Raw genomic sequence first — 22,260 nt, 5'->3', positions numbered from 1 at the left:
GCCTCTTTCTTGCCTCTAAGGAGACCTCGATGATTGAAATCACCCAAGTCAACGCGTCGCTCGATGAAGCCGGCGATGAAAATGCCTGCCTCATTGTTGGCAAGCGAGTCGCCAAGCGCGTCCTACGTTGCAAAGACTCCGAGATCAAGTCCATCGAGCTCCACCGCAAGTCAATCGACGCTCGCAAAAAACGAGACGTCCATTTTATCCTGAGCTTTCGTGTTGAGCTGACCAGTCCCCACCTCGAGCGAGAAGCGGTCGACAGCGTTTCCGAGCGTGACCGCTCGCGCGTACGCGCGATAAAAGACGATGGGTCTTCATTCCCCACCCCCGTCTCCGACGCACCTCAAGAACGCCCTGTCGTTGTCGGCGCCGGATGCGCTGGCCTTTTCGCCGCGCTAACGCTCGCCAAAGCAGGTCTTAAGCCCTTGCTCATCGAGCGCGGCGACCCGGCATTTCGCCGCTCGCATGCGATCGACCTCTTTCTAAAGGAGCGCATCCTCGACCCCGAGAGTAATATCCAGTTTGGTCTGGGCGGCGCGGGGACCTTCTCGGACGGCAAGCTCAATACGGGAACAAAAAATCCCGCCCATCGCCTTATCCTCGAAACCTTCGTCGAGGCGGGTGCGCCCCGCGATATTCTGTGGGATGCCAAGCCGCACATTGGCTCCGACATCCTTCCCACGGTTGTCACCGCTATATCCCAGCGCATCGAGCAGCTCGGAGGTATCGTCCGTTATCGAACAAAGCTCGTCGACATTCACATCGACGCGTCTGGCGCCATCACCGGTATTGATGTCCAATCGTCCCAAGACGCCACTTACGAGCCAATCGAGACAAAGCACCTCATCCTCGCCTGCGGGCATTCTGCTCGCGATATTTTTGAGCTCCTTAAGGACCACAACGTGGCCCTCGCACAAAAGACCTTTGCCATGGGCGTTCGCATCGAGCATCCGCAGCGCGACATCGACCGAGCCCAATATGGAGCCTTGGCGGGACATCCTGCCCTCGGAGCAGCCCCCTACAAGCTCGTCGCCCATCTTCCCAACGGCCGCAGCGTGTTCTCGTTTTGCATGTGCCCCGGCGGGCAGGTTGTCGCCGCCTCTTCCGAGCAGGGCCACCTGTGCGTCAACGGCGCCAGCCTCAATGCCCGCGACGGACGCAACGCAAACGCCGCCCTGCTCGTTAACGTCACGCCTGAGGACCTTCCCAACGATGACCCGCTCGCCGGCATCGAGCTCCAACGTGCCTGCGAGGCGGCCGCCTATCGCCTGGGCGGTTCCAACTGGAACGCACCGGCACAACTCGTCGGAGATTTCCTCGCAGAACGCGCCAGCAAGGCGCCCGGAAAGGTAAAGCCCACCTATCCGCTCGGTGTGACCTGGACGGCAATTGACGAAGCCCTGCCGCAGCATATCGTCGAGTCGCTCCGCCTGGGACTTCCCCTACTCGGAAAAAAGCTACGAGGTTACGACCGTCCCGATGCCGTTCTTACCGGCGTGGAGACTCGTTCGAGCTCACCGGTCACTGTCACCCGAGACCGAACGTGCCATGCCGTGTCGACCCCGGGCCTCTACCCTTGTGGTGAGGGAGCTGGATATGCCGGCGGCATCATGAGCGCGGCCACCGACGGCATTCGTTGTGCCGAAGCCCTGATCGCGGACCTCTAACGCACGAATTCCAGCGCGCAAAAGACATAGGCCCCGAGCTCCACAGGGAACTCGGGGCCTGTTCGCTATTTCTTAAACCGTGCACCCTGGCGTTTTCTGCCCGATGCGAACGTGGAACCCTTGCGGGCCTGCAAACGCAAGCGCTCGATCGTCTCGTCCTCAGACGCACCCTCGAGCATCGCCCGAATCTGAACGACGGCATCGCGCAGGCGCGCCGCCTCCTCAAAGTCCATGGCGGCAGAAGCGTTACGCATATCCTCTTCCATGGTTTCGACAATCCGCACAAGCTCGTCATGCGGCAGTTCTTCCAACTGCTCCGCAAGTGTCTGCTCGGGTGCCACCGTTTCCGGCACGCCGCCCTCGCCCGACTCATCGGGCGTATAGAATGCGCCATGACCAAGAGAGTCGCCCTTCGAGCGTCCCTTGGAGCCCACAGTTTTTTCGGCCTCGGCAATAAAACTTGAGATGTCGTTGATGGCCTTGCGCACTGTCTTGGGCACAATGCCATGTTCTTCGTTATATGCCATCTGAATCTCGCGACGGCGCTGCGTCTCCTCGATGGCCTCTTTCATCGAATCGGTCACAACGTCTGCATACATGATGACTTCACCATCGGCGTTACGGGCCGCACGGCCAATCGTCTGAATCAGCGAACGGCGGTTGCGCAAGAAGCCTTCCTTATCGGCATCGAGAATTGCCACCAGTGAGACCTCGGGGAGATCCAAGCCCTCGCGAAGCAGGTTGATGCCAACGAGAACATCGATCTTGCCCTCGCGCAGCGTTCGCAGGATCTCGACACGGTCCATTGTCGCCGTATCAGAGTGCATGTAATTGACCTTAATGCCCGCGTCGAGCAGATGGTCGGTCAGGTCCTCGGCCATGCGCTTGGTCAACGTGGTCACCAGCACGCGCTCCTTGCGGGCAACGCGCTCGCGAATCTCGTCCTCAAGATCGTCAATCTGGCCGCGAACTGGACGCACGTCAATCTTGGGGTCGAGCAGGCCAGTCGGACGAATAATCTGCTCCACATCGTTTTGGCTCACCCGCAGCTCGTAGTCGCCCGGCGTGGCCGAAACATAGATAAACTGGGGTATCCTTGCCTCAAACTCATCGAAACGAAGCGGGCGGTTATCGAGCGCCGAGGGCAGGCGAAAACCGTGTTCCACCAGCGTCACCTTACGCGAGCGGTCACCTTCGTGCATGCCGCGAATCTGCGGCACCGTCACATGGCTCTCATCGATGATGCAGAGCATATCCTTGGGAAAGTAATCGATTAGGGTAAACGGCGGCTCACCCGGCTTGCGACCGTCCAGATGACGCGAGTAGTTCTCGATGCCGTTGCAAAAGCCCATCGTCTCGAGCATCTCAAGATCATAATCGGTGCGCTGCTGCAGACGCTGCGCCTCGAGCAACTTGTCGGTCGCCTTGAGCTCCGCCACGCGCTTCTCGCACTCTTCGCTGATCGATTTCAGAGCAGCCTTGACCTTCGGCTTCTCGGTCACGTAGTGTGATGCCGGCCATACGGGGATGGCCTCGTACTCACGAAGCATCTCACCGGTGACCTCATCGATCTCGGCAATCAGCTCGACCTCGTCGCCAAAGAACTCAAACCGCAACGGATGCTCGGCATAAGGCGGATACACGTCGACAACATCGCCGCGCACGCGGAACGTGCCACGCGCCAGGTCATAGTCATTGCGATCATATTGAATGTCGATAAGCGCATGGATAAAGTCATCGCGCTCGAGCGGCACCTTCTTGTCGACGTTTGGAGCTAGACCCGCATAGTCCTCAGGAGAGCCAATGCCATAGATACACGAGACCGATGCGACAACGATCACATCACGTCGAGAGAGCAGTGACGCGGTCGCCTGATGGCGCAGCATCTCGACCTCTTCGTTAATCGAGGAGTCTTTCTCGATATATGTATCGCTTTGCGGCACATACGCCTCGGGCTGATAGTAGTCGTAGTACGAGACGAAGTAGACCACAGCGTTGTTGGGAAAGAACTCTTTGAGCTCGCTCGCAAGCTGAGCGGCGAGCGTTTTATTCGGAGCCATGACCAGCGTCGGCTTTCCCAGGGCCTCAATAGTCTTTGCCATCGTGAAGGTCTTGCCCGAACCAGTCACGCCCAGCAAAACCTGATAGCGGTCTCCGTCCCTCACACCCTGCACAAGCGACTCAATGGCTTTAGGCTGAGAGCCTGCAGGGTCATAGGGAGACACGACCTTAAACGGCACGTCAGAGCCTTCAACGCCAAAGCGCTTAAGTTCACCACCAACGCGTTCTACTTCAAATTCCGCCATGGATACTCCTAACTCATATATCTGCAGTATACGCAGGCGGCAGGCATAGTCCTATACGAACCGATCGGGATAGAGGGTTTTGTAGCGAACCCAGGCATTATTGACACGAATCAGATACGCCTGCGTCTCGGGAAAGGTGATTGCATTATGAAGCGACGTACTCTGCTGCGCCCATCCGTCGACATTGCCCATGCCGGCGTTATAGGCGGCAATGGCACTGTCAGTCGACCCGTTAAAATACGCTAGAAGATACGAAAGATACGCACAGCCAAACTCGATATTCGTAGCCGGATCGTTAAGGTTGTCGGCCGAATACTCGCCACCGTCGACAAGGCCCTTGGCGATCATATCCTGGGCAGTCTCGGGCATCAGCTGCATCAATCCCTGAGCACCCTGATTCGACTCGGCCTCGGGATCCCAATTCGATTCAGACTTAATGACAGCGCACACCAGATACGGATCCAGATTATGCGAAATACTGGATTGCTTTACATACGCCTCGTAGTCAATCGGATACAGCGGCTTAAAGAAAGCGGCAGGAGCATATGAGTAAACGAATGAGATAAGGCCGAAGGCAAAAACGGCAGCCAGCGGTATAAGGCGATACCACGTAAGGAAACGTGTCTTAGGCATCGGCCTCCTCCTTATCCACTACATCCCCGAACCCATGGCGCGAAAGCCATGCGTCCAGTTGTTCAAAGAGCGAGTTATCGTCTGCCGCATTGTCAATCACAGTTGTAGCGAGATTGCACAGCGCAGACTCTTCGGGCTGGCAAGCAGAACGGGCATCAAAATCAGATGGCTCCATGCCACGTTGAATAGCGCGCTCGCGACGAACTGACAAAGGGGCGCTGATGACCAAAATTTCATCAGCCAAGCCAAATGCATCCTCAAAACCAGTCGGAGCAGAAACCTCGACCACCGCAAAAGGATAACGGGGAGATGAAACCGTACAACAAACCGGATCGAGAATCCTAAGCGAAAGCTGTTCAATCAGAATGGGATGCACGATGTCATTGAGCCGTGCGACCGAATCAGGAGAAGCGAAAGCTCGAGAAGCGAGGATGCCGCGGCGAATGCCGCCTTCCTCATCCAAAATGTCCCAACCGAATTCATCCGCGAGTGTATTGACGATATCAGAGCCCGGCACATACAGCGATTTTGCAAGCTCATCCAGATCGATAAGCATAGCGCCACGAGATTCGAAATAGCGGCAGGCAGTTGACTTACCCGAAGCAATATTGCCCAAGACAAATACGGTAAACATCAAGCCCTCCCTAACGCCAATGCGAGTAATTATCGCTCAAATACACTAGATGGACTCAAAATACAGCCAAACAGTAAGAGCACATACGGGGGAGCTAGGTCCCAAAGTACAACGTATATACAACGCAAAAAAGGGGGAGGCCGCGAGGCCTCCCCCTTCTCAGTTCAAGCGCACGGCTCGGTGCCGTCCACCGGTCAGCGGCGCCCTGGCCTCCCACGGGCTGACCCCGCAGTACTCTCGGCGCGATGGGGCTTAGCTTCCGGGTTCGGAACGGGACCGGGCGTGCCCCCCATGCTCTGGCCGCTGACCGGTGGGCGGCGCCCACCGTTACGGTGTCCTGGGTCTCATCTACGTGCCCTGGGGGCCGCATGGCGCATAGGGGAGGTGACTCGGGGGCATCCTCGTGCCCGGACCGCGCGTGAGCGCTTGTCCCGCGGGCCGCGAGGTGCAGTTCCGGAAGAGCTCGGGCGATTAGTGCGGCTCGGCTGAGGCTGTCGCCAGCCTTGCACCTGCCGTCTATCGACCAGGTAGTCTACCTGGGCCCTTACCGGAAGGAGAACTAATCCCTGGAACGGCTTCCCGCTTAGATGCCTTCAGCGGTTATCCGCGCCGCACGCGGCTACCCGGCCGTGCCGTTGGTCGACAACCGGTTCACCGGAGGTGCGTCCACCCCGGTCCTCTCGTACTGGGGGCAGCCTCCATCGATTCTCCTGCGCCCACGGAGGATAGGGACCGAACTGTCTCACGACGTTCTGAACCCAGCTCGCGTACCGCTTTAAACGGCGAACAGCCGTACCCTTGGGACCTGCTCCAGCCCCAGGATGCGATGAGCCGACATCGAGGTGCCAAACCTTGCCGTCGATGTGGACTCTTGGGCAAGATCAGCCTGTTATCCCCGGAGTACCTTTTATCCGTTGAGCGACGGCCCACCCACTCGGGGCCGCCGGATCACTAGAGCCTGCTTTCGCACCTGCTCGGCTTGTGGGCCTCGCAGTCAAGCCCGCTTGTACTCTTGCATTCAAAAGGACGGTTGCCGACCGTCCCGAGCGGACCTTCGCGCGCCTCCGTTACCCTTTAGGAGGCGACCGCCCCAGTCAAACTGCCCGCCTGGCACGGTCCCCGAGCCGGTTGACGGCCTCGGGTTAGGACGCCGGTCGCGCGAGGGCAGTATTCCAAGGGCGGCTCCCCGGGGGCTGGCGCCTCCGGATCTTAGCCTCCTGCCTATCCTCTACACGCGGGACCAGCGGCCAATGCCAAGCTGCAGTGAAGGTTCACGGGGTCTTTCCGTCCTTCCGCGGGTAAGTCGCATCTTCACGACCAGTGCAATTTCACCGGGTCCATGGTCGAGACAGCGCCCAAGTCGTTGCGCCTTTCGTGCAGGTCGGAACTTACCCGACAAGGAATTTCGCTACCTTAGGACCGTTATAGTTACGGCCGCCGTTTACCGGGGCTTGGCTTCGGGGCTTCGCCTTAACGGCTAACTCCTCCGCGTGACCTTCCGGCACCGGGCAGGCGTCAGACCCTATACGTCGCCTTGCGGCTTCTGCAGAGTCCTGTGTTTTTGGTAAACAGTCGCTTGGGCCTCTCCACTGCGGCCCGCCTCCGCTCCCCGGGCAAGCCGGTTCACGTACGCGCGGGCACCCCTTCTCCCGAAGTTACGGGGCCATTGTGCCGAGTTCCTTGACCATGGTTGACCCGATCGCCTCGGTATGTTCTACCCACCCACCTGTGTCGGTTTGCGGTACGGGCGCGCACGCGCCTGCCTAGGGGTTTTTCTAGGGACCTCGGGCTCACTCGCTTCGCTCAGTCGCTTCGTCCGGAGCCTCGCCCTTCTGCGGACCGGATTTCCCTGGTCCGCGGGCCGCGCTCCATCACGGGGACGTCCAGAACCCCGCCGAGCCACCCCCATCCGTCGCCCCGTCGGTCGTAGCGCCGCGTGCGCGGTGCAGGAATGTCTGCCTGCTGCGCGTCGGCTACGCCTACCGGCCTCGCCTTAGCCCCCGACTGACCCTGGGAGGATTAGCCTTGCCCAGGAAACCTCGGGTTCACGGCGGACGAGTTACTCTCTCGTCTCTCGCTACTCATGCCAGCATTCTCACTCCCATGCGCTCCACCGTCGGTCGCCCTCCGGCTTCGCCGCCCATGGGAAGCTCCCCTACCGATTCTAATGAATTAAAATCCCGCCGCTTCGGTGTCCAGCTTAGCCCCGTGTATTGTCGGCGCATGTCCACTCGACCAGTGAGCTGTTACGCACTCTTTGAATGCATGGCTGCTTCTAAGCCAACATCCTGGTTGTCTGGGCGGACGCACATCCTTTGCCACTCGGCTGGAACTTGGGGACCTTAGCGGGCGGTCCGGGCTGTTTCCCTCTCGAGCACACAGCTTAGCCCACATGCTCTGACTGCCGCGCTCTGGGCCGCCGGCATTCGGAGTTCGGTTGGATTCGGTAGGCGGCGAAGCCCCCTCGTCCATCCGGTGCTCTACCTCCGGCGGTGAACGCGCGACGCTAGCCCTAAAGCTATTTCGGGGAGAACGAGATATCTCCGGGTTTGATTGGCCTTTCACCCCTATCCGCAGGTCATCGCCGCCGTTTTCAACCGACGTGCGTTCGGCCCTCCACGGGGTCTTACCCCCGCTTCAGCCTGCCCACGGATAGCTCACCCGGCTTCGCGTCCGCGGCGCGGGACTCAAGTCGCCCTGTTAAGGCTCGCTTTCGCTCCGGCTCCCTTTCGGTTAACCTCGCCCCGCGCCAGCGACTCGCTGGCTCATTCTACAAAAGGCACGCCGTCACACCACAAGGGTGCTCCGACTGCTCGTGGGCGCACGGTTTCAGGTACTGTTTCACTCCCCTCCCGGGGTGCTTTTCACCTTTCCCTCACGGTACTGGTGCGCTATCGGTCACAGGGTAGTACTCAGGCTTGGATGGTGGTCCACCCAGGTTCGGACCGGGTTTCACGTGCCCGGCCCTACTCAGGGACCGCGTCGCGCCGTCCGGTCTGGGTTCGCGTACGGGGCTGTCACCCGCTGCGGCCGGCCCTCCCATGCCGTTCCGCTCCCCAGCCGGACCTGCGCCCGGGGGCGGCAGCCCCCGGATGCGCGGCCCTGCAACCCCGACGGCGGAACCCCTGCCGGGTATGCCCGCTCGCCGGTTTGGCCATCGGTCCCCTTTCGCTCGCCGCTACTCGGGGAGTCTCGAGATTGATTTCCTCTCCTCCGGGTACTTAGATGTTTCAGTTCCCCGGGTTGTCCTCCCGGCCCCTATGTGTTCGGGGTCGGGATATCCGTACTGCTACGGATGGGTTCGCCCATTCGGAGACCCCCGGGTCGAAGGATGTGTGCTCCTCGCCGGGGATTATCGCAGCTTGCCGCGTCCTTCATCGGCTCCCTGTGCCAAGGCATCCGCCGTGCGCCCGTGGTATCTTGCGGGACCGCTCTCGGGCCCGCGGGATATCCACGTGTCGCTAAAATTAATTAATCGATATCATGAATAGCGCTCGTATGTCGCAATTCGGGTATCTCATACCGCGGCACAGTAGTTGACTGTGCTCGCGATCAGATGCTCCTCACTCATTTATAAGTGAATTCTTCTTGTTTGGATCGGATGAATGATTGCTATCATTCTTCTGTTTAATCGCAGAAAAGAATCGAGTCTGGAAGATTTGGATCTTCCATCTCTCTCCTATCGCTATGCGGCTCTCAAGGTACGCGGGTGCGACCCCGGGGACCGGGTGCTGCGGGGACTTCCTCCGGGCCGACATCTACCGGACGGGCTCCTGCCCTCCATTCGAGTTAAAGTTTGTCTCTCTAAGAATGTATCTCCCTAGAAAGGAGGTGATCCAGCCGCACCTTCCGGTACGGCTACCTTGTTACGACTTCACCCCCCTCACCCTCCACACCTTCGGCGCCTCCCCCCAGATAAGGTTGGGCCGGCGACTTCGGGTGCAGACGACTCGGGTGGTGTGACGGGCGGTGTGTACAAGGCCCGGGAACGCATTCACCGCGGCATGCTGATCCGCGATTACTAGCAACTCCGACTTCATGGGGGCGGGTTGCAGCCCCCAATCCGAACTGGGGCCGGCTTTCCGGGATCCGCTCCCCCTCGCGGGGTGGCATCCCTCTGTACCGGCCATTGTAGCACGTGTGCAGCCCAGGGCATAAGGGGCATGATGACTTGACGTCGTCCCCGCCCTCCTCCGCCTTGACGGCGGCGGTCCCGCGTGGGTTCCCGGCATCACCCGATGGCAACACGCGGCGGGGGTTGCGCTCGTTGCGGGACTTAACCCAACATCTCACGACACGAGCTGACGACAGCCATGCACCACCTGTATGGGCTCCTCTCGGCCACGGGGTCTCCCCCGCTTCACCCATATGTCAAGCCCTGGTAAGGTTCTTCGCGTTGCTTCGAATTAAGCCACATGCTCCGCTGCTTGTGCGGGCCCCCGTCAATTCCTTTGAGTTTTAGCCTTGCGGCCGTACTCCCCAGGCGGGACGCTTAATGCGTTGGCTGCGGCACGGGGGGATCGTCCCCCCACACCTAGCGTCCATCGTTTACGGCTGGGACTACCAGGGTATCTAATCCTGTTCGCTCCCCCAGCTTTCGCGCCTCAGCGTCGGTCTCGGCCCAGAGGGCCGCCTTCGCCACCGGTGTTCCACCCGATATCTGCGCATTCCACCGCTACACCGGGTGTTCCACCCTCCCCTACCGGACCCAAGCCGCGGAGGTTCCGGGGGCTTCGGGGGGTTGAGCCCCCCGCTTCGACCCCCGGCCTGCCGGGCCGCCTACGCGCGCTTTACGCCCAATGAATCCGGATAACGCTCGCCCCCTACGTATTACCGCGGCTGCTGGCACGTAGTTAGCCGGGGCTTCTTCTGCAGGTACAGTCTTGACTCTTCCCTGCTGAAAGCGGTTTACGACCCGAAGGCCTCCGTCCCGCACGCGGCGTCGCTGCGTCAGGGTTCCCCCCATTGCGCAAGATTCCCCACTGCTGCCTCCCGTAGGAGTCTGGGCCGTGTCTCAGTCCCAATCTGGCCGGTCGGTCTCTCAACCCGGCTACCCGTTGTCGGCACGGTGGGCCGTCACCCCGCCGTCTACCTGATGGGCCGCGGAGCCATCCCCTCCCGTCGGGGCTTTAGCCGGGGTGCCATGCGGCACCCCGGGGTATCCGGTATTACCCGTCCTTTCGGGCGGCTATCCCGGGGGAGGGGGCAGGTTCTCCACGTGTTACTCAGCCGTTCGCCACTCGCTTCTATCCGAAGATAGGTGCCGTTCGACTTGCATGTGTTAGGCGCGCCGCCAGCGTTCATCCTGAGCCAGGATCGAACTCTCCGTCCAAAATATATGGGCTTCGAGCCCGTCCGGTCCTCACAACTGTTACGCTGATCGGTTCCGTTCGATTCATATGGTTTTAGTATAGGAAAAGGAATTTCTCGGGGCCGCCTCTCGGCGGCCTTGCGAAAAACAAATCCAAGTTAGACCATTTCAAATGGTTCGATGTCTGCCCGGATGCGACACTGAAGTAAGTGTCCATCCTCGCAGTATCCGGTTCTCAAGGTGCACGCCCCGCGGTCCATCCGGTCCGACCGGGCCGCGCGGCAAGGAGATATATTGCCAGACCGCGAAGCCCTGTGGGACGTCAATTCCACTCTTCACAAGTCCTACACAACATATTGCTTTCTATAGGTAATAGAAAGACTGGTGCGGATCTTCCGCACGTATCAGATGATGACCCTTTGGTTCAGGAATATATAGAGATCGGTCACCTGTAAGTGTTTATCTACCCGCGCTTTTAGCAATGTAAACCGCGCCTCAGATAAAAAGAGGGAGCGCCGCGCACAACGCGACACTCCCCTAGCGATTCAAGAGAATCTATTAGGCCTCGAGAGCCTTCTTGGCGATGGTAGCCAGCTCGTTGAAGGACTCAATGTCCTCGTAAGCCATCTGGGCCAGGACCTTGCGGTCGAGCTCGATGCCGGCAACCTTCAGGCCGTGCATGAACTGAGAGTAAGAGATGTCGTTCAGGCGAGCAGCAGCGTTGATACGAGTGATCCAGAGAGAACGGATCTCGCGCTTCTTGTTGCGGCGATCACGATACTGATACTGCAGGGAGTGCTGGACCTGCTCTTTAGCATGCTTGTAAGTACGCGAAGCGGCACCGTAGTAACCCTTCGCACGGTGCATAACGGTACGGCGCTTCTTCTTGGCGGCAACAGCGCGCTTAATACGTGCCATGTTCTATCAACTCCTAGACGGTAAAACGAAAAACGGGAACGCGAACTTAGGCGAGACGCGACTTGATGACCTTGCGGTCGGCAGCGGCGATCTCGGTCTCCTGACGGAAGCCACGCTTACGCTTGGTGGACTTCTTGCTCAGGATGTGGCTCTTGAAAGCCTTGGCGCGCATAAGCTTGCCGGTACCAGTCTTGCGGAAACGCTTCTTGGTGCCGCTGTGGGACTTCATCTTAGGCATGAAATACTCCTTAATCGGTTACAGAACACTAGTTACTTGGTATCGCTTGCCGCTTTATCCTCATCGAAGGCGCCCTTAATCGGGGCGAGCAGCATAAGCATGTTACGGCCTTCCATCTTAGGCTTGGACTCGACCGTAGCGTAAGGCTTGAGATCCTCGGCGAGACGCTCGAGAACGTTAAGGCCCTGCTCCGGGTGAGCCATCTCACGGCCGCGGAACATGATGGTGATCTTAACGCGCGCGCCCTTCTTGAGGAAACGCAGAACGTGGCCCTTCTTGGTCTCGTAGTCGCCAACGTCGATCTTGGGTCGGAACTTCATTTCCTTGACCTCGACCTTGGACTGGTTCTTACGAGCAGCCTTGGCCTTCATGGCCTGCTGGTACTTGAACTTACCGTAGTCCATGACCTTGCAGACCGGCGGCTCCGCGTTGGGAGCGATCTCGACCAGGTCGAGACCCTGATCGTCGGCGACACGCTGAGCATCGCGGATGGCGAACAGGCCGAGCTGAGAGCCATCGACGCCAATCAAACGGCACGAAGATGCAGTAATCTCGTCGTTGATGCGGGTGTCATCAGACTTAGCTATTTTCCCTACCTCCATTCATAAAAAAATAACCCGGCGCTTCTCAGCAACCAGGTCGTACACATAGACATCCTCGATTTGAGGAAGAGAATCTAATTTGTATGACCAGTCAGCTGCTCATTGGCGCCAAAAGGTGGGAACCCTCGGGTTCCTCTTTAGGGCATTGCGGAAACAACGCCTTGCGAATAATAACACGTACAGCGCGTTATCACATTACGTACACGAAAAAGGGGGCCGCAACCCCCTTGAAGCGCAGGTGCATGTATGGTGCCCGAGGCGAGACTCGAAGGGACTTCGCTTCGCGAAGCCCCGGGCTTCGGGCGCATGGCGCCCTCGCCACGCTCCGCTACAAACAGGCCACAGGCCTGTTTGCTTAACGCTCCGCGCGCTCACGCGAGTTCGGCACGAAAAAGGGGGCCTTGACCCCCTTGAACGCTCACTTGCGTGTATGGTGCCCGAGGCGAGACTCGAACTCGCACGTTGTTGCCAACGGTGGATTTTGAGTCCACTGCGTCTGCCAATTCCGCCACTCGGGCACGTAATGCGTGAGTTAGTTTATCACAGCTTTCTGTTGATTAGTCCGAAAATGGAACTTCGAGCATTTCGATGAGTTCGACCGTGCGGAGCATCTCGCGCTGACGGCATCCGCGACCGTCGACCGAAGCCTCACCCATCTGGTTATCGTAAGGGTCCTCGCGCATGCCGTCGAAAGAGGGCTCAAACTCTGCCTGGAATCGATTGTTGGCCACCATACGCCACGGGTCGAGATTGCCAAAGTAGTGACGACGACGCCACTCCTCCCCCATCCTGCGTGCCGAGGAACCAAACGATACGTCGGCGTTAAGCCAACCGGTCTGTGGCGTATAGAACTCAGCCCAATCGTGCGGCCCCACCGAATCGGGCGCAACATACAGGCCGCTCTGCCAACGAGCAGGCACCCCCGCGATGCGGCACATGGTGATAAACGTGAGCGCCATAACGCCGCAATCGCCGCGGAGCGAATGCGCACAGTCGTCGGCAATAGATCCCAAAAGCAGGTACGGTGGCTGATAGCGATAGTCGATATGCTGTGTCAGGTAATCATAGATAGCACGAGCGCGATCGAGCGGATCCTCGAGTCCGTCAGCAACACCGGCCGTCAGCTGCTGCAGATACGGCGTGAATGCAATGTGCGGACGGTCCTCGGAAATATCCTCGGACAGCGGCGCGTCCATACACGGATGCGCCGGAAGCGCACCCCCATAGATATCGCGATAAGCGGCATCGATGTGATAACGATAGGTCACCGAGAATGAGCGCTCACTCGAAGAAGACCACGAGGCGGTACGCGCCGAAGCGTTCGCGGGAGCAACAGTACCCTCCGGCGTCATGTCGAGAATCTCGACCCGAGACTGCTGACGGCAGGCAGCCGCGACGGGAAGCCAAGCGCAAACGGTCTCCCCCTCTAGAGCGCCGGGGACAGACAAGGACGCCTGAAGCGTAATAACGCGAGTCAATCCGTTTTGCGACTCCATCTCCTTGAGCATCTCGTTGCGCAGTGCTATTCCGTCCGTAGAATCGGGACGCATGCCGGGGACCTCTTTGGGATATACGCGAAGCGAATCGAGGAAGTTGTCGAGAACGAACAGCTCGCCATCGATAAAGCGCCAGTCAATACGCTTACGGTCAATCAAATCGTCAAACTGCTCCTCGGTAAACTCAGGCCACTCCTCGCGAATCATCGCAATAGCCCGAGCGCGCGACACCGAAAAATGAAGCGGCGTCTCAAGCATGCGATACCGCTCGGCACGGACACAAGCAGCAAGAGAAGGCTCAGGGTCCTGCTCCAAAAGACGGTCGCAAGCCGCAATAGCCTGCGTCAGATACCCGGCATCCTTGAGACGAAGAATCTCAGGCGGCAATCCAATATCGAGATGACGAAAGTCATCACAACAAACATCAACAGAGCACCCAACAGGACCCTCGTCAACAACCTTCCCATCCGAAGGCAGTACATCAATAACAGCCATACCAAACTCCAAGTCATCAAAACCCTTGAAGCCCATTGTAGCGAGATAAAAAAGAAAGCCCCAATAAAGGAACCCTCAACACCGATAAACGGTACCTCTAAAAATGAATTCAGACTCGTAACCCTGCGGCGTTAAACGAAGGAAGCCCCGTCCCCCGGAACTGTTTCCTTGGCGCGACTTCTGGCGAAGCCAGGTGAGCGCAAAGGAAACAGTGTAGGGGGACGGGGCTTCCGGCGGGAAGTTTAGCGACGCTTACGCCTTGTTGACGGAGCCAAACTCCTCCATGAGCTCCTTGGTGCGGGCAACGATGTTGTCGCGACCAGGCTTGAGGAGCTTGCGGGGGTCAAAGCCCTTGCCCTGCTGATCCTTGCCAGCCTCGATGTACTCGCGGACGCCCTTGGCGAAGACGAGCTGCAGGTCGGTGTTGACGTTGATCTTGGAGATGCCCAGGGAGATGGCCTTCTTGATCTGATCCTCGGGGATGCCGGTGCCACCGTGCAGAACGAGGGGCAGGTCACCGGTCTGGGCCTTAATCTCGCCCAGACGCTCGAAGGAAAGACCAGCCCAGTCGGCGGGGTACACGCCGTGGATGTTGCCGATGCCGCAGGCGAGGAAGTCGACACCCAGGTCAGCGATCTGCTTGCACTCAGCAGGATCAGCGAGCTCGCCGCTGGAGGTCACGCCGTCCTCGGTGCCGCCGATGCCGCCGACCTCGGCCTCGATGGACATGCCCTTGGAGTGGGCAAGCTCAACGAGCTCCTTGGTGCGGTCGAGGTTAAGCTGGAAGGTCTCCTCGTGAGAGCCGTCATACATGATGGACGTGAAGCCGGCCTCGATGCACTTGAAGCAGTCCTCGTAAGAACCGTGATCGAGGTGAAGCGCGACGGGAACGGTAACGCCCGTGGCCTCGACGGCAGCCTTAACCATGTCGGCGCAGACCTTGAAACCGCCCATCCACTTAGCGGCACCAGCGGTGCACTGAAGGATCAGCGGAGACTTGGCCTCCTCGGCGGCCTGGAGAATAGCCAGGGTCCACTCGAGGTTGTTGGTGTTGAAGGCACCGAGAGCGTACTTGCCGGCCTCGGCCTTCTTGAGCATGTCTGCTGCGTTGACGAGCATAAAAGAAACCTCCTGTAAGGTTGCTCCGATAACGCCTGTGATTTTACCACGGCATACCGCAGCATAAACGTTCGTTTGTTCACGAATATCATCCGATTGGACAAATTTTGACCGTTTGCCCCACAGAATCGACCCACTGGGGAAAATAGCTTGACGATTGAGTGGTCTTCGTGGTTCGAAAGACGGCTTCGAGCCTACATCTGCATAAACGGGTTCTGCATAAGTTCGCGCGCCATCGTGGTCGAATCGCCATGGCCCGTCAAGCAAACGGTATCGGGCGGAAGCGTCTTGGCAAGTTTGGAGAGCGAGCGCATAATCGCCGCCTCGTCACCGCCGGAAAGATCGGTACGACCGTGGCTGCCCGGGAAAAGCGTGTCGCCCACAAAGGCGATGTTCCTCTGCTCGGTCGCGGCGAACAGGACGATGCCGCCCGGCGTATGCCCCGGCGTCTCGATCACCTGCAGGCAGACGTCGCCCACCTCGATTGTATCGCCCTCGGCAAGCAAACGCGTCGGCTCACCCGGATCGGGCGTCTCGATACCCCACATGGTGCGCTGCTCCTCGATATTTGCGCGAGGTACCGTCACGTCCTTAGCGCACAACTCATATAGCGCGCCGTCGCCAACGACAGCTCGAACCCCGGCAACCCCGCCAACATGGTCGGCATGACCGTGCGTGCAGACAGAGCCGAGTACGCGCACCTCAGGATGCGCGGTGCGGATATGCTCCACAAGACGCTCGCCCTCCCACGCCGGATCGACGATTAAGCACTCGTCATTCGAAATCACGGCGTAACTGTTGGTCTGAATGGGGCCGTTGACGAGCGCCTCAATCGAAGCCGCACCTCGGGGTGTCAGGTCCAAAGTCATATCGCCCATGCGCATACCCTCCTTCTAAAATACGTTCGAGGCACCACACGATGCCTCGAACGTAACCAATATCTATGATGCTGAGAGGCTCTCGCACCTACACACGGCGCTTGAGCTGAGCTCCGCCTTCGCCGGGCATAAGACGGCGAGCGTCGTAGACCGAATCGACACTGCTGATGGAAGCCAGCAGCGGATCCAGACCGCTCGCGTCCGAGATTTCGACCATAAAGCGCAGGGTTGCAATACCCTCGCGGTTGGTCGATGTGGCGGCAGAAAGGATATTACCGCCCGCATCGCCAATGGCAATGGTGACATCCTTGAGCAGGCCCATGCGGTCCAGGCACTCGACCACGATCTCGACCTGGAAGAGGGTGTCGGCAGCGCCGTCCCACTCCACATCGATCATGCGCTCGGGATGTTCCATAAGACCCTTGACGTTAGGGCAGTTGGCGCGATGCACCGAAACGCCGCGACCGCGCGTGATGAAGCCGACGATGTCGTCGCCCGTCACGGGGTTGCAGCAATGAGCCAGACGGACCAGCAGGCCGCTGTTGCTCTCGCCCTTGACGATAATGCCGTTACTGGCGCTCTTGCCGCGCTTTTGCGGCTTGCGGTTGGAGCCACGAGCGGGCTGCTTCACGACCTCGGCGATAGCCTCGGCCTTGGTGAGCTGTTCCTCGGGCTTGGGGTCCAAGATTTGCTCGACCTTATTGCCCACAGCGCGCGGGGCAACCTTGCCGGCGCCGACGGCGGCAAACAGGTCCTCGAGCTGCTTGAAGTTAAACTGCTCCGCCACGGCGTTGAGTGCACGCGTCGAACGCGGCGTAGAAATGCCATAGCCACGCTTACGCAGGTCCTTGGCCAGCATATCGCGACCGGCGGCAGCGTCGTCGTCCTTGGTCGCAGCGGCAAAATAGCGGCGGATCTTTGACTTGGCGGAAGGTGTCTTAACGATCTTGAGCCAATCGCGCGACGGCTTGGAACTCTTGTTAGTCAGGATCTCGACACGGTCACCCGTCTTGATCTCGTGCGTGAGCGGAGCCACCGCACCGTTGATTTTGGCGCCGACGCAGTGGTTTCCCACCTCGGTGTGAACGGCATAGGCAAAGTCGAGCGGCGTGGAGCCGGCACGAAGCGCCATGACCTCGCCTTTGGGCGTGAAGACAAAGATCTCCTGATCGAACAGATCGACCTTCAGCGAGTGAAGGTATTCCTTGGCATCGGTGATCTCGTCGGAAGCCGCCCAATCGAGCGAATGCTTGAGCCAGTTGATCTGGTCGTCCAAACGTTGAGCGTCATTGGTCTTGGAAGCAGACGATCCGCCCGACTTCTTATATAGCCAGTGGGCGGCAATGCCGTACTCGGCCTGCTCATGCATCTCGTAGGTTCGAATCTGAATCTCGAGTGGGCGGGCCGTGGGGCCGATAACCGTCGTGTGGAGCGACTGGTAGTTATTGACCTTGGGCATGGCGATATAGTCTTTAAAGCGACCGGGCATGGGGTGCCACAGCGTATGCACCGCGCCGAGCGTGGAGTAGCAATCGCGCACCGAATGCGTGATGACGCGCAGTGCCACCAGGTCGTAGATCTCGGAGAATTCCTTGCCCTTGCGCTTCATCTTTTGGTAGATGGACCAATAGTGCTTGGAACGGCCGTTGATCTGGAAGCCTTCCAGGCCAATGCGGTTGAGCTCGTCGGTGAGTGTCTTGATGGTCTCAGCCAGATAGCGCTCACGGACCTCGCGCGACTCCGCCACCATGCGCGCAATGCGCTGGTAGGCATCGGGCTCCAGGTAGAAGAAGGACAGGTCCTCGAGCTCCCACTTAATAGAGCTCATGCCCAGGCGGTCGGCCAAGGGCGCGTACACGTCCATGGTCTCGCGAGCCTTAAACAGGCGACGATCCTCGCGCAGGGCTGCCAGCGTTCGCATGTTGTGCAGACGGTCGGCAAGTTTAACGATGATGACGCGAATGTCCTTGGACATGGCGAGGAACATCTTGCGCAGCGTGAGCGCCTGCTTCTCGTCCATGCTGTCGACTTCGATATTGGTGAGCTTGGTCACGCCATCGACGAGCTCGGCCACCGTATCGCCAAACAGGCCGGAAACATCGGCGAGCGAGGTCTCGGTATCCTCGACGGTATCGTGCAGCAGCGCGGCGCACACCACATCGCAGTCCATCTTGAGATCGGCCAAAATGATGGCAACCTCGACGGGATGGTTAATGTACATCTCGCCCGAGCGCCGCTTTTGGTTGCAATGCTTCTCGGCAGCAAAGCAGTAGGCCTGCTCCACCTTGGAGAAGTCATCCTCATTCATATATTTGAGGCACAGGCGCTCCAGCTTGTCGTAGCTGTCCGCCATAATCTCGGGCGGCAGCTCATCGGCATGCTTATAGTGCTCCATCTCCGAAAACGGCTGGAGGGTGGAATCATGGGCGGTACGGGCTGCGGCATCCATCGAGGTCCCCTTCCCCTAGGCCCGCGGTACGATCGGGCGGTTAACTTTGGCTAGCATATCAGAAGCGCACGAATCGAGCGCCCAGCTCCGGAAAGCCGAAAACTCCATGCGCGAGCGCAAGCCCTCCAAATAGCGAATTGACCTACTCAATTGCACGCGGCCGGGGTTTTCGGCCATCGCGATGCGACGGGTGTCGTCAAACCCCGAAACTCGACAAAAACCAAGCTCTTCGAAGATTCCCAGGCCGCTTTCCACCGAACGCTCGTCGACCGGCGTGCGAGCATCGATGGCAAGGCACATCTGCGCGATGTCGATATCGCTCGCGCTAAAGGAATCGTCCCCGGTTTTGCCGCGGTTGGAGCGCCACATGGTCTGCAGCGCGCGATAGAGCGTGACGAGCTCGTCGCGCTCGGGCGCATAGCAGTCGAGTAGGCGCTCGTTAATGCGGGCGTCGCGCGACGAATAGAGCAGATGGATCACGGCGGGCTGGCCATCGCGACCGGCACGGCCGCTCATCTGGTTAAACTCAATGCCGCCAAACGGCATGTGATAGAGCACGACATGGCGGATATCGGGCAGGTTGACGCCCTCGCCAAAGGCAGATGTCGAGACGATGCAGCTGAGGCTGCCGTCTCGGAATGCTTCCTCCACGCGACGGCGATCGGAACGCGCAAGCCCCGCGTTATAGAACGCGATATGGGTTGCGCAATCGGGCACACGCTTGCGCAACGTCTTGGCGAGCGCCACGGACTGGTCGCGCGAATTGACGTAGATGACGGTCTTTTCCCCCGTCGCCACAATCGACACCAAACGGTTCTCGCGACTTGCAAGATCGCGGTCGTCCTCGAGCTGCAGGTTCTCGCGCACCGTCTCGTCGACCACCGTGCGAGTGATCGGCAGCATGCGGGCAAGCTCGGCCACAACCGGAGCCGTCGCGGTGGCCGTCGCAGCCATAACGACCGGGTCGCCCAGGGCTTTGAGGATATCGGGCATGTCAAGATAGGCGCTGCGGTCGCCGCCCTTGGCAAGGCCGGCGTGGTGCGCCTCATCGATAACGACAAAGCCGATGCGGCCCGAACGCGCGAAACGGTCACGGTGGATAGACAGGAACTCGGGCGTCGTGAGCACGATACCGGTGCGGCCCGAAGCTAGGCCGGCGAACACGTCATCGCGTGCGGCCTCCACGGTCTCGCCGGTCAGCACGCCAACGCCAATGCCAAGCGATGCCATCGTCGACGAGAGGTGATAGGCCTGGTCGGCAACAAGCGCACGCAGCGGATAGACAAAGATGCTCGCACGTCCGCGAAGCACCGCCTCACGCGCGGCATGCACATGGAAGATGAGCGACTTGCCGCGCCCCGTTCCCATAACGGCCAGAACACTTTGGTAATCGGCCAGGGCATCGAGCGCCTCGACCTGCGCGCGGTGCGGCTGGTTCGAGCCGATAAAGCTATGGATAAGCGAGCGTGTCAGCTCGGTATAAGAAAGCTGGGCGAGCGTCTCGCGCTTGCGCGACTCCAGGCGCAGGCCGGAATCCGCCGGCTGCACGCCACGACGAAGCTCGCATGCCGGATCGTCGACGCTGGGCAGCGTGGTACCGCGGACCAGAACATCCTTGACCATGAGCTTGGGCTTCACACGACCCTGCCAATGCTCGGCAACGGCCTCGAACACCAAGTCGACGGCGCTGTCGCAATTGATAAGCTTGTCGATCTGCGGTACACGAAACATGATGGCCGGCACACTTGCGGCGCCATCCGTCACCACGAAGCGCATGTGCTCGCCGGTCTTACCCACCACGGCGCGATCACACATCGTCACGCCCTCGGCAGCCAGCAGCGGCACCTTATTACCCTGGCCAAACGGCTCAAGGCGGGAAATCTGCTCGATGGTCTCGATATTCAATTCGGAAAGGTCGACCGTGGCGGCAACCTCGTCGGTGTCCTCAAAGTCCTCGGCGGGAAGCTCGGACAACACGGCTGAAAGGCGACGGCGGAACTCATCGAGCTTGGATGCCTCGATGGTCACACCCACCGCACCGGCATGTCCGCCGCGACGAATCATCAGGTCGGAACAGCGCTCGATGGCGTCAAACAGGTTAACTTTGCCCACCGAGCGACCAGAGCCGCGCGCGATACCGTCCTCGATCGAGAACAGCAGCGCCGGCACGTGGTAGCGGTTGGTCAGACGGCTTGCCACGATGCCCTTGACGCCCTCGTGCCAGCCTTCGCCGCCCACGACGATCGCGCGTCCGCCGTCATAGGTCTCCTCGACCTTTGCCATGGCATCGCGCGTGAGCTCCGCCTCGATCTCACGGCGCTGGCGGTTGATTTCCTCGAGCTCAGCCGCCAGTGCGCTTGCTTCGATGGGATCGCGGGCAAGCAGCAGGTCGAGCGCCAGCTTGGGATCGGCCATGCGACCGGCAGCGTTTAAGCGGGGAATGAGCGAGAATGACAGGCCATCCGCCGTAATGCTCGAAAGGTCCGCCTTGGCGAGCGCGGCAAGCGCGATATAGCCGGGGCGAGCGGTTACGCGCATCTGCTGGATGCCCTCGGCAACCAGCGCGCGGTTCTCGGGCGTGAGCGGCATCATGTCGGACACGGTGCCCAGCGCCGCGACCTCGATTAGCGAACGCCAATACGACGGCTTGCCCAGGCGCTCACCCAGGACTTGCACCAGCTTGAGCGCCACACCAGCACCGGCAAGCTCACGCGAGGGGCCCTCGTCCTCGAGCTTGGGGTCAGTCAGGGGCACACCCTGCGGCACCTGGTCGGAGGACTCGTGATGGTCCGTGACCACCAAATCGATCCCCAGGCTCTCCAGGTAGGAAACCTCTTCCTTGGCGGCAATGCCGTTATCGACGGTCACGATCAGCTGGGGGCGAGCGAGCTCGTTAACGCGGTCGAGCGCCGCGCGCGAAAGACCGTAGCCCTCATCAAAGCGATGCGGAATAAACGGCGTGACATCGGCGCCAAACGTGCGCAGCGCCTCGGTCAACAGGCAGGTCGAGGTAATACCGTCAACGTCAAAATCGCCAAAGACTGCAATGTGCTCGTGGTTGCGAATAGCACGCTCGACGCGGTCGGCAACGACCGACATGCCCGGGATAATGAGTGGGTCGGCCCAGTCGCGATCGAGCGAAGGCGTCAAAAACAATTGGCCCTCTTTGATGGAGCCAATGCCGTGCGCGACCATAATGCGCGCCACCAGCCCAGGAATGCCCAGACCAGCCGAAAGTTCCTTTTCGAGCTCGGGGTTTTGCTGAGCGACCGCCCAGCGATGCGTCGTCTTAAGCGATGACATAGGCACCCACCCCCGATAGGGGCAGGTCGCCGCGATACCTCTCACGGTTCATAGCGATGAGTCCTCTGTGTATGCCCGCTTCGGCAGGCAGATCTGTTGAACGGATTTATTATACCGTGCAGCGCGGACGCAAAACGCCGCGGTGCGCCGCGGTTTCGGCAAACGATGGCGGTAATGCCCTCGAAATAATCGAGCGTTTCAGCCGCAC

12 protein-coding genes, 1 tRNA gene and 3 rRNA genes are annotated in these 22,260 nt (G+C 59.7%); 1 reads left to right on the top strand and 15 read right to left on the bottom strand.

Annotated elements, in window-relative coordinates:
• Positions 1-29 precede the first annotated feature (29 nt).
• Positions 30-1,670, top strand: coding sequence for an FAD-binding protein (locus OIL88_04635; protein ID HJI71656.1), 1,641 nt, complete (start codon positions 30-32; stop codon positions 1,668-1,670).
• Between the two features lie 65 nt (positions 1,671-1,735).
• Here the strand turns inward: OIL88_04635 and uvrB are convergent, their stop codons facing one another.
• From uvrB to recJ, 15 genes are all read right to left on the bottom strand, one after another.
• On the bottom strand, positions 1,736-3,976 hold the full coding sequence (gene uvrB / locus OIL88_04630) for an excinuclease ABC subunit UvrB (protein ID HJI71655.1): 2,241 nt from the start codon (positions 3,974-3,976) through the stop codon (positions 1,736-1,738).
• A 51-nt stretch (positions 3,977-4,027) separates the two neighbouring features.
• Positions 4,028-4,609: a lytic transglycosylase domain-containing protein gene (locus OIL88_04625; protein ID HJI71654.1), complete on the bottom strand. Its 582-nt coding sequence runs from the start codon at positions 4,607-4,609 to the stop codon at positions 4,028-4,030.
• Positions 4,602-5,243 (bottom strand): dephospho-CoA kinase, encoded by a 642-nt coding sequence (coaE, locus tag OIL88_04620; protein ID HJI71653.1) that lies wholly within the window; start codon positions 5,241-5,243, stop codon positions 4,602-4,604. The genes OIL88_04625 and coaE overlap by 8 nt, the downstream gene beginning before the upstream one ends.
• Positions 5,244-5,435: 192 nt before the next feature.
• Positions 5,436-5,551: ribosomal RNA gene (rrf, locus tag OIL88_04615) — 5S ribosomal RNA — on the bottom strand.
• Between the two features lie 143 nt (positions 5,552-5,694).
• Positions 5,695-8,669 (bottom strand): 23S ribosomal RNA (locus tag OIL88_04610).
• 398 nt (positions 8,670-9,067) lie between these two features.
• A 16S ribosomal RNA gene (locus tag OIL88_04605) occupies positions 9,068-10,575 on the bottom strand.
• Together the 16S, 23S and 5S rRNA genes form the textbook arrangement of a ribosomal RNA operon.
• Positions 10,576-11,112: 537 nt before the next feature.
• Positions 11,113-11,472, bottom strand: coding sequence for a 50S ribosomal protein L20 (gene rplT / locus OIL88_04600; protein HJI71652.1), 360 nt, complete (start codon positions 11,470-11,472; stop codon positions 11,113-11,115).
• Positions 11,473-11,518: 46 nt separating this feature from the next.
• Complete coding sequence (gene rpmI, locus OIL88_04595; protein HJI71651.1) at positions 11,519-11,710, bottom strand: 50S ribosomal protein L35; 192 nt, start codon at positions 11,708-11,710, stop codon at positions 11,519-11,521.
• Positions 11,711-11,742: 32 nt separating this feature from the next.
• Positions 11,743-12,312 carry a translation initiation factor IF-3 gene (gene infC, locus OIL88_04590; GenBank protein HJI71650.1) on the bottom strand — a complete coding sequence of 190 codons (570 nt, stop codon included), beginning with the start codon at positions 12,310-12,312 and terminating at the stop codon, positions 11,743-11,745.
• Between the two features lie 431 nt (positions 12,313-12,743).
• A tRNA-Leu gene (locus OIL88_04585) sits at positions 12,744-12,830 on the bottom strand.
• A gap of 39 nt (positions 12,831-12,869) precedes the next feature.
• Positions 12,870-14,303, bottom strand: coding sequence for a transglutaminase-like domain-containing protein (locus tag OIL88_04580; GenBank protein HJI71649.1), 1,434 nt, complete (start codon positions 14,301-14,303; stop codon positions 12,870-12,872).
• A gap of 252 nt (positions 14,304-14,555) precedes the next feature.
• Positions 14,556-15,422: a class II fructose-1,6-bisphosphate aldolase gene (fba, locus tag OIL88_04575; protein HJI71648.1), complete on the bottom strand. Its 867-nt coding sequence runs from the start codon at positions 15,420-15,422 to the stop codon at positions 14,556-14,558.
• Positions 15,423-15,616: 194 nt separating this feature from the next.
• Positions 15,617-16,306, bottom strand: coding sequence for an MBL fold metallo-hydrolase (locus OIL88_04570; GenBank protein ID HJI71647.1), 690 nt, complete (start codon positions 16,304-16,306; stop codon positions 15,617-15,619).
• A gap of 82 nt (positions 16,307-16,388) precedes the next feature.
• Positions 16,389-18,749: a bifunctional (p)ppGpp synthetase/guanosine-3',5'-bis(diphosphate) 3'-pyrophosphohydrolase gene (locus OIL88_04565; GenBank protein HJI71646.1), complete on the bottom strand. Its 2,361-nt coding sequence runs from the start codon at positions 18,747-18,749 to the stop codon at positions 16,389-16,391.
• Positions 18,750-18,764: 15 nt separating this feature from the next.
• Positions 18,765-22,052 (bottom strand): single-stranded-DNA-specific exonuclease RecJ, encoded by a 3,288-nt coding sequence (gene recJ / locus OIL88_04560; protein HJI71645.1) that lies wholly within the window; start codon positions 22,050-22,052, stop codon positions 18,765-18,767.
• Positions 22,053-22,260 lie beyond the last annotated feature (208 nt).

The sequence above is a fragment of the Coriobacteriaceae bacterium genome, assembly GCA_025992855.1.
GTDB lineage: Bacteria > Actinomycetota > Coriobacteriia > Coriobacteriales > Coriobacteriaceae > Collinsella.
This window is presented reverse-complemented; position numbering and strand designations above follow the sequence as displayed.

What these genes read in the sequence shown, in the direction of transcription:
- OIL88_04625 (HJI71654.1), bottom strand. Translation starts at nt 4,609, where the DNA reads ATGCCTAAGACACGTTTCCTTACGTGGTATCGCCTTATACCGCTGGCT.
- OIL88_04635 (HJI71656.1), top strand. Translation starts at nt 30, where the DNA reads ATGATTGAAATCACCCAAGTCAACGCGTCGCTCGATGAAGCCGGCGAT.
- uvrB (HJI71655.1), bottom strand. Translation starts at nt 3,976, where the DNA reads ATGGCGGAATTTGAAGTAGAACGCGTTGGTGGTGAACTTAAGCGCTTT.
- coaE (HJI71653.1), bottom strand. Translation starts at nt 5,243, where the DNA reads ATGTTTACCGTATTTGTCTTGGGCAATATTGCTTCGGGTAAGTCAACT.
- infC (HJI71650.1), bottom strand. Translation starts at nt 12,312, where the DNA reads ATGGAGGTAGGGAAAATAGCTAAGTCTGATGACACCCGCATCAACGAC.
- OIL88_04570 (HJI71647.1), bottom strand. Translation starts at nt 16,306, where the DNA reads ATGCGCATGGGCGATATGACTTTGGACCTGACACCCCGAGGTGCGGCT.
- fba (HJI71648.1), bottom strand. Translation starts at nt 15,422, where the DNA reads ATGCTCGTCAACGCAGCAGACATGCTCAAGAAGGCCGAGGCCGGCAAG.
- rpmI (HJI71651.1), bottom strand. Translation starts at nt 11,710, where the DNA reads ATGCCTAAGATGAAGTCCCACAGCGGCACCAAGAAGCGTTTCCGCAAG.
- OIL88_04580 (HJI71649.1), bottom strand. Translation starts at nt 14,303, where the DNA reads ATGGCTGTTATTGATGTACTGCCTTCGGATGGGAAGGTTGTTGACGAG.
- rplT (HJI71652.1), bottom strand. Translation starts at nt 11,472, where the DNA reads ATGGCACGTATTAAGCGCGCTGTTGCCGCCAAGAAGAAGCGCCGTACC.
- OIL88_04565 (HJI71646.1), bottom strand. Translation starts at nt 18,749, where the DNA reads ATGGATGCCGCAGCCCGTACCGCCCATGATTCCACCCTCCAGCCGTTT.
- recJ (HJI71645.1), bottom strand. Translation starts at nt 22,052, where the DNA reads ATGTCATCGCTTAAGACGACGCATCGCTGGGCGGTCGCTCAGCAAAAC.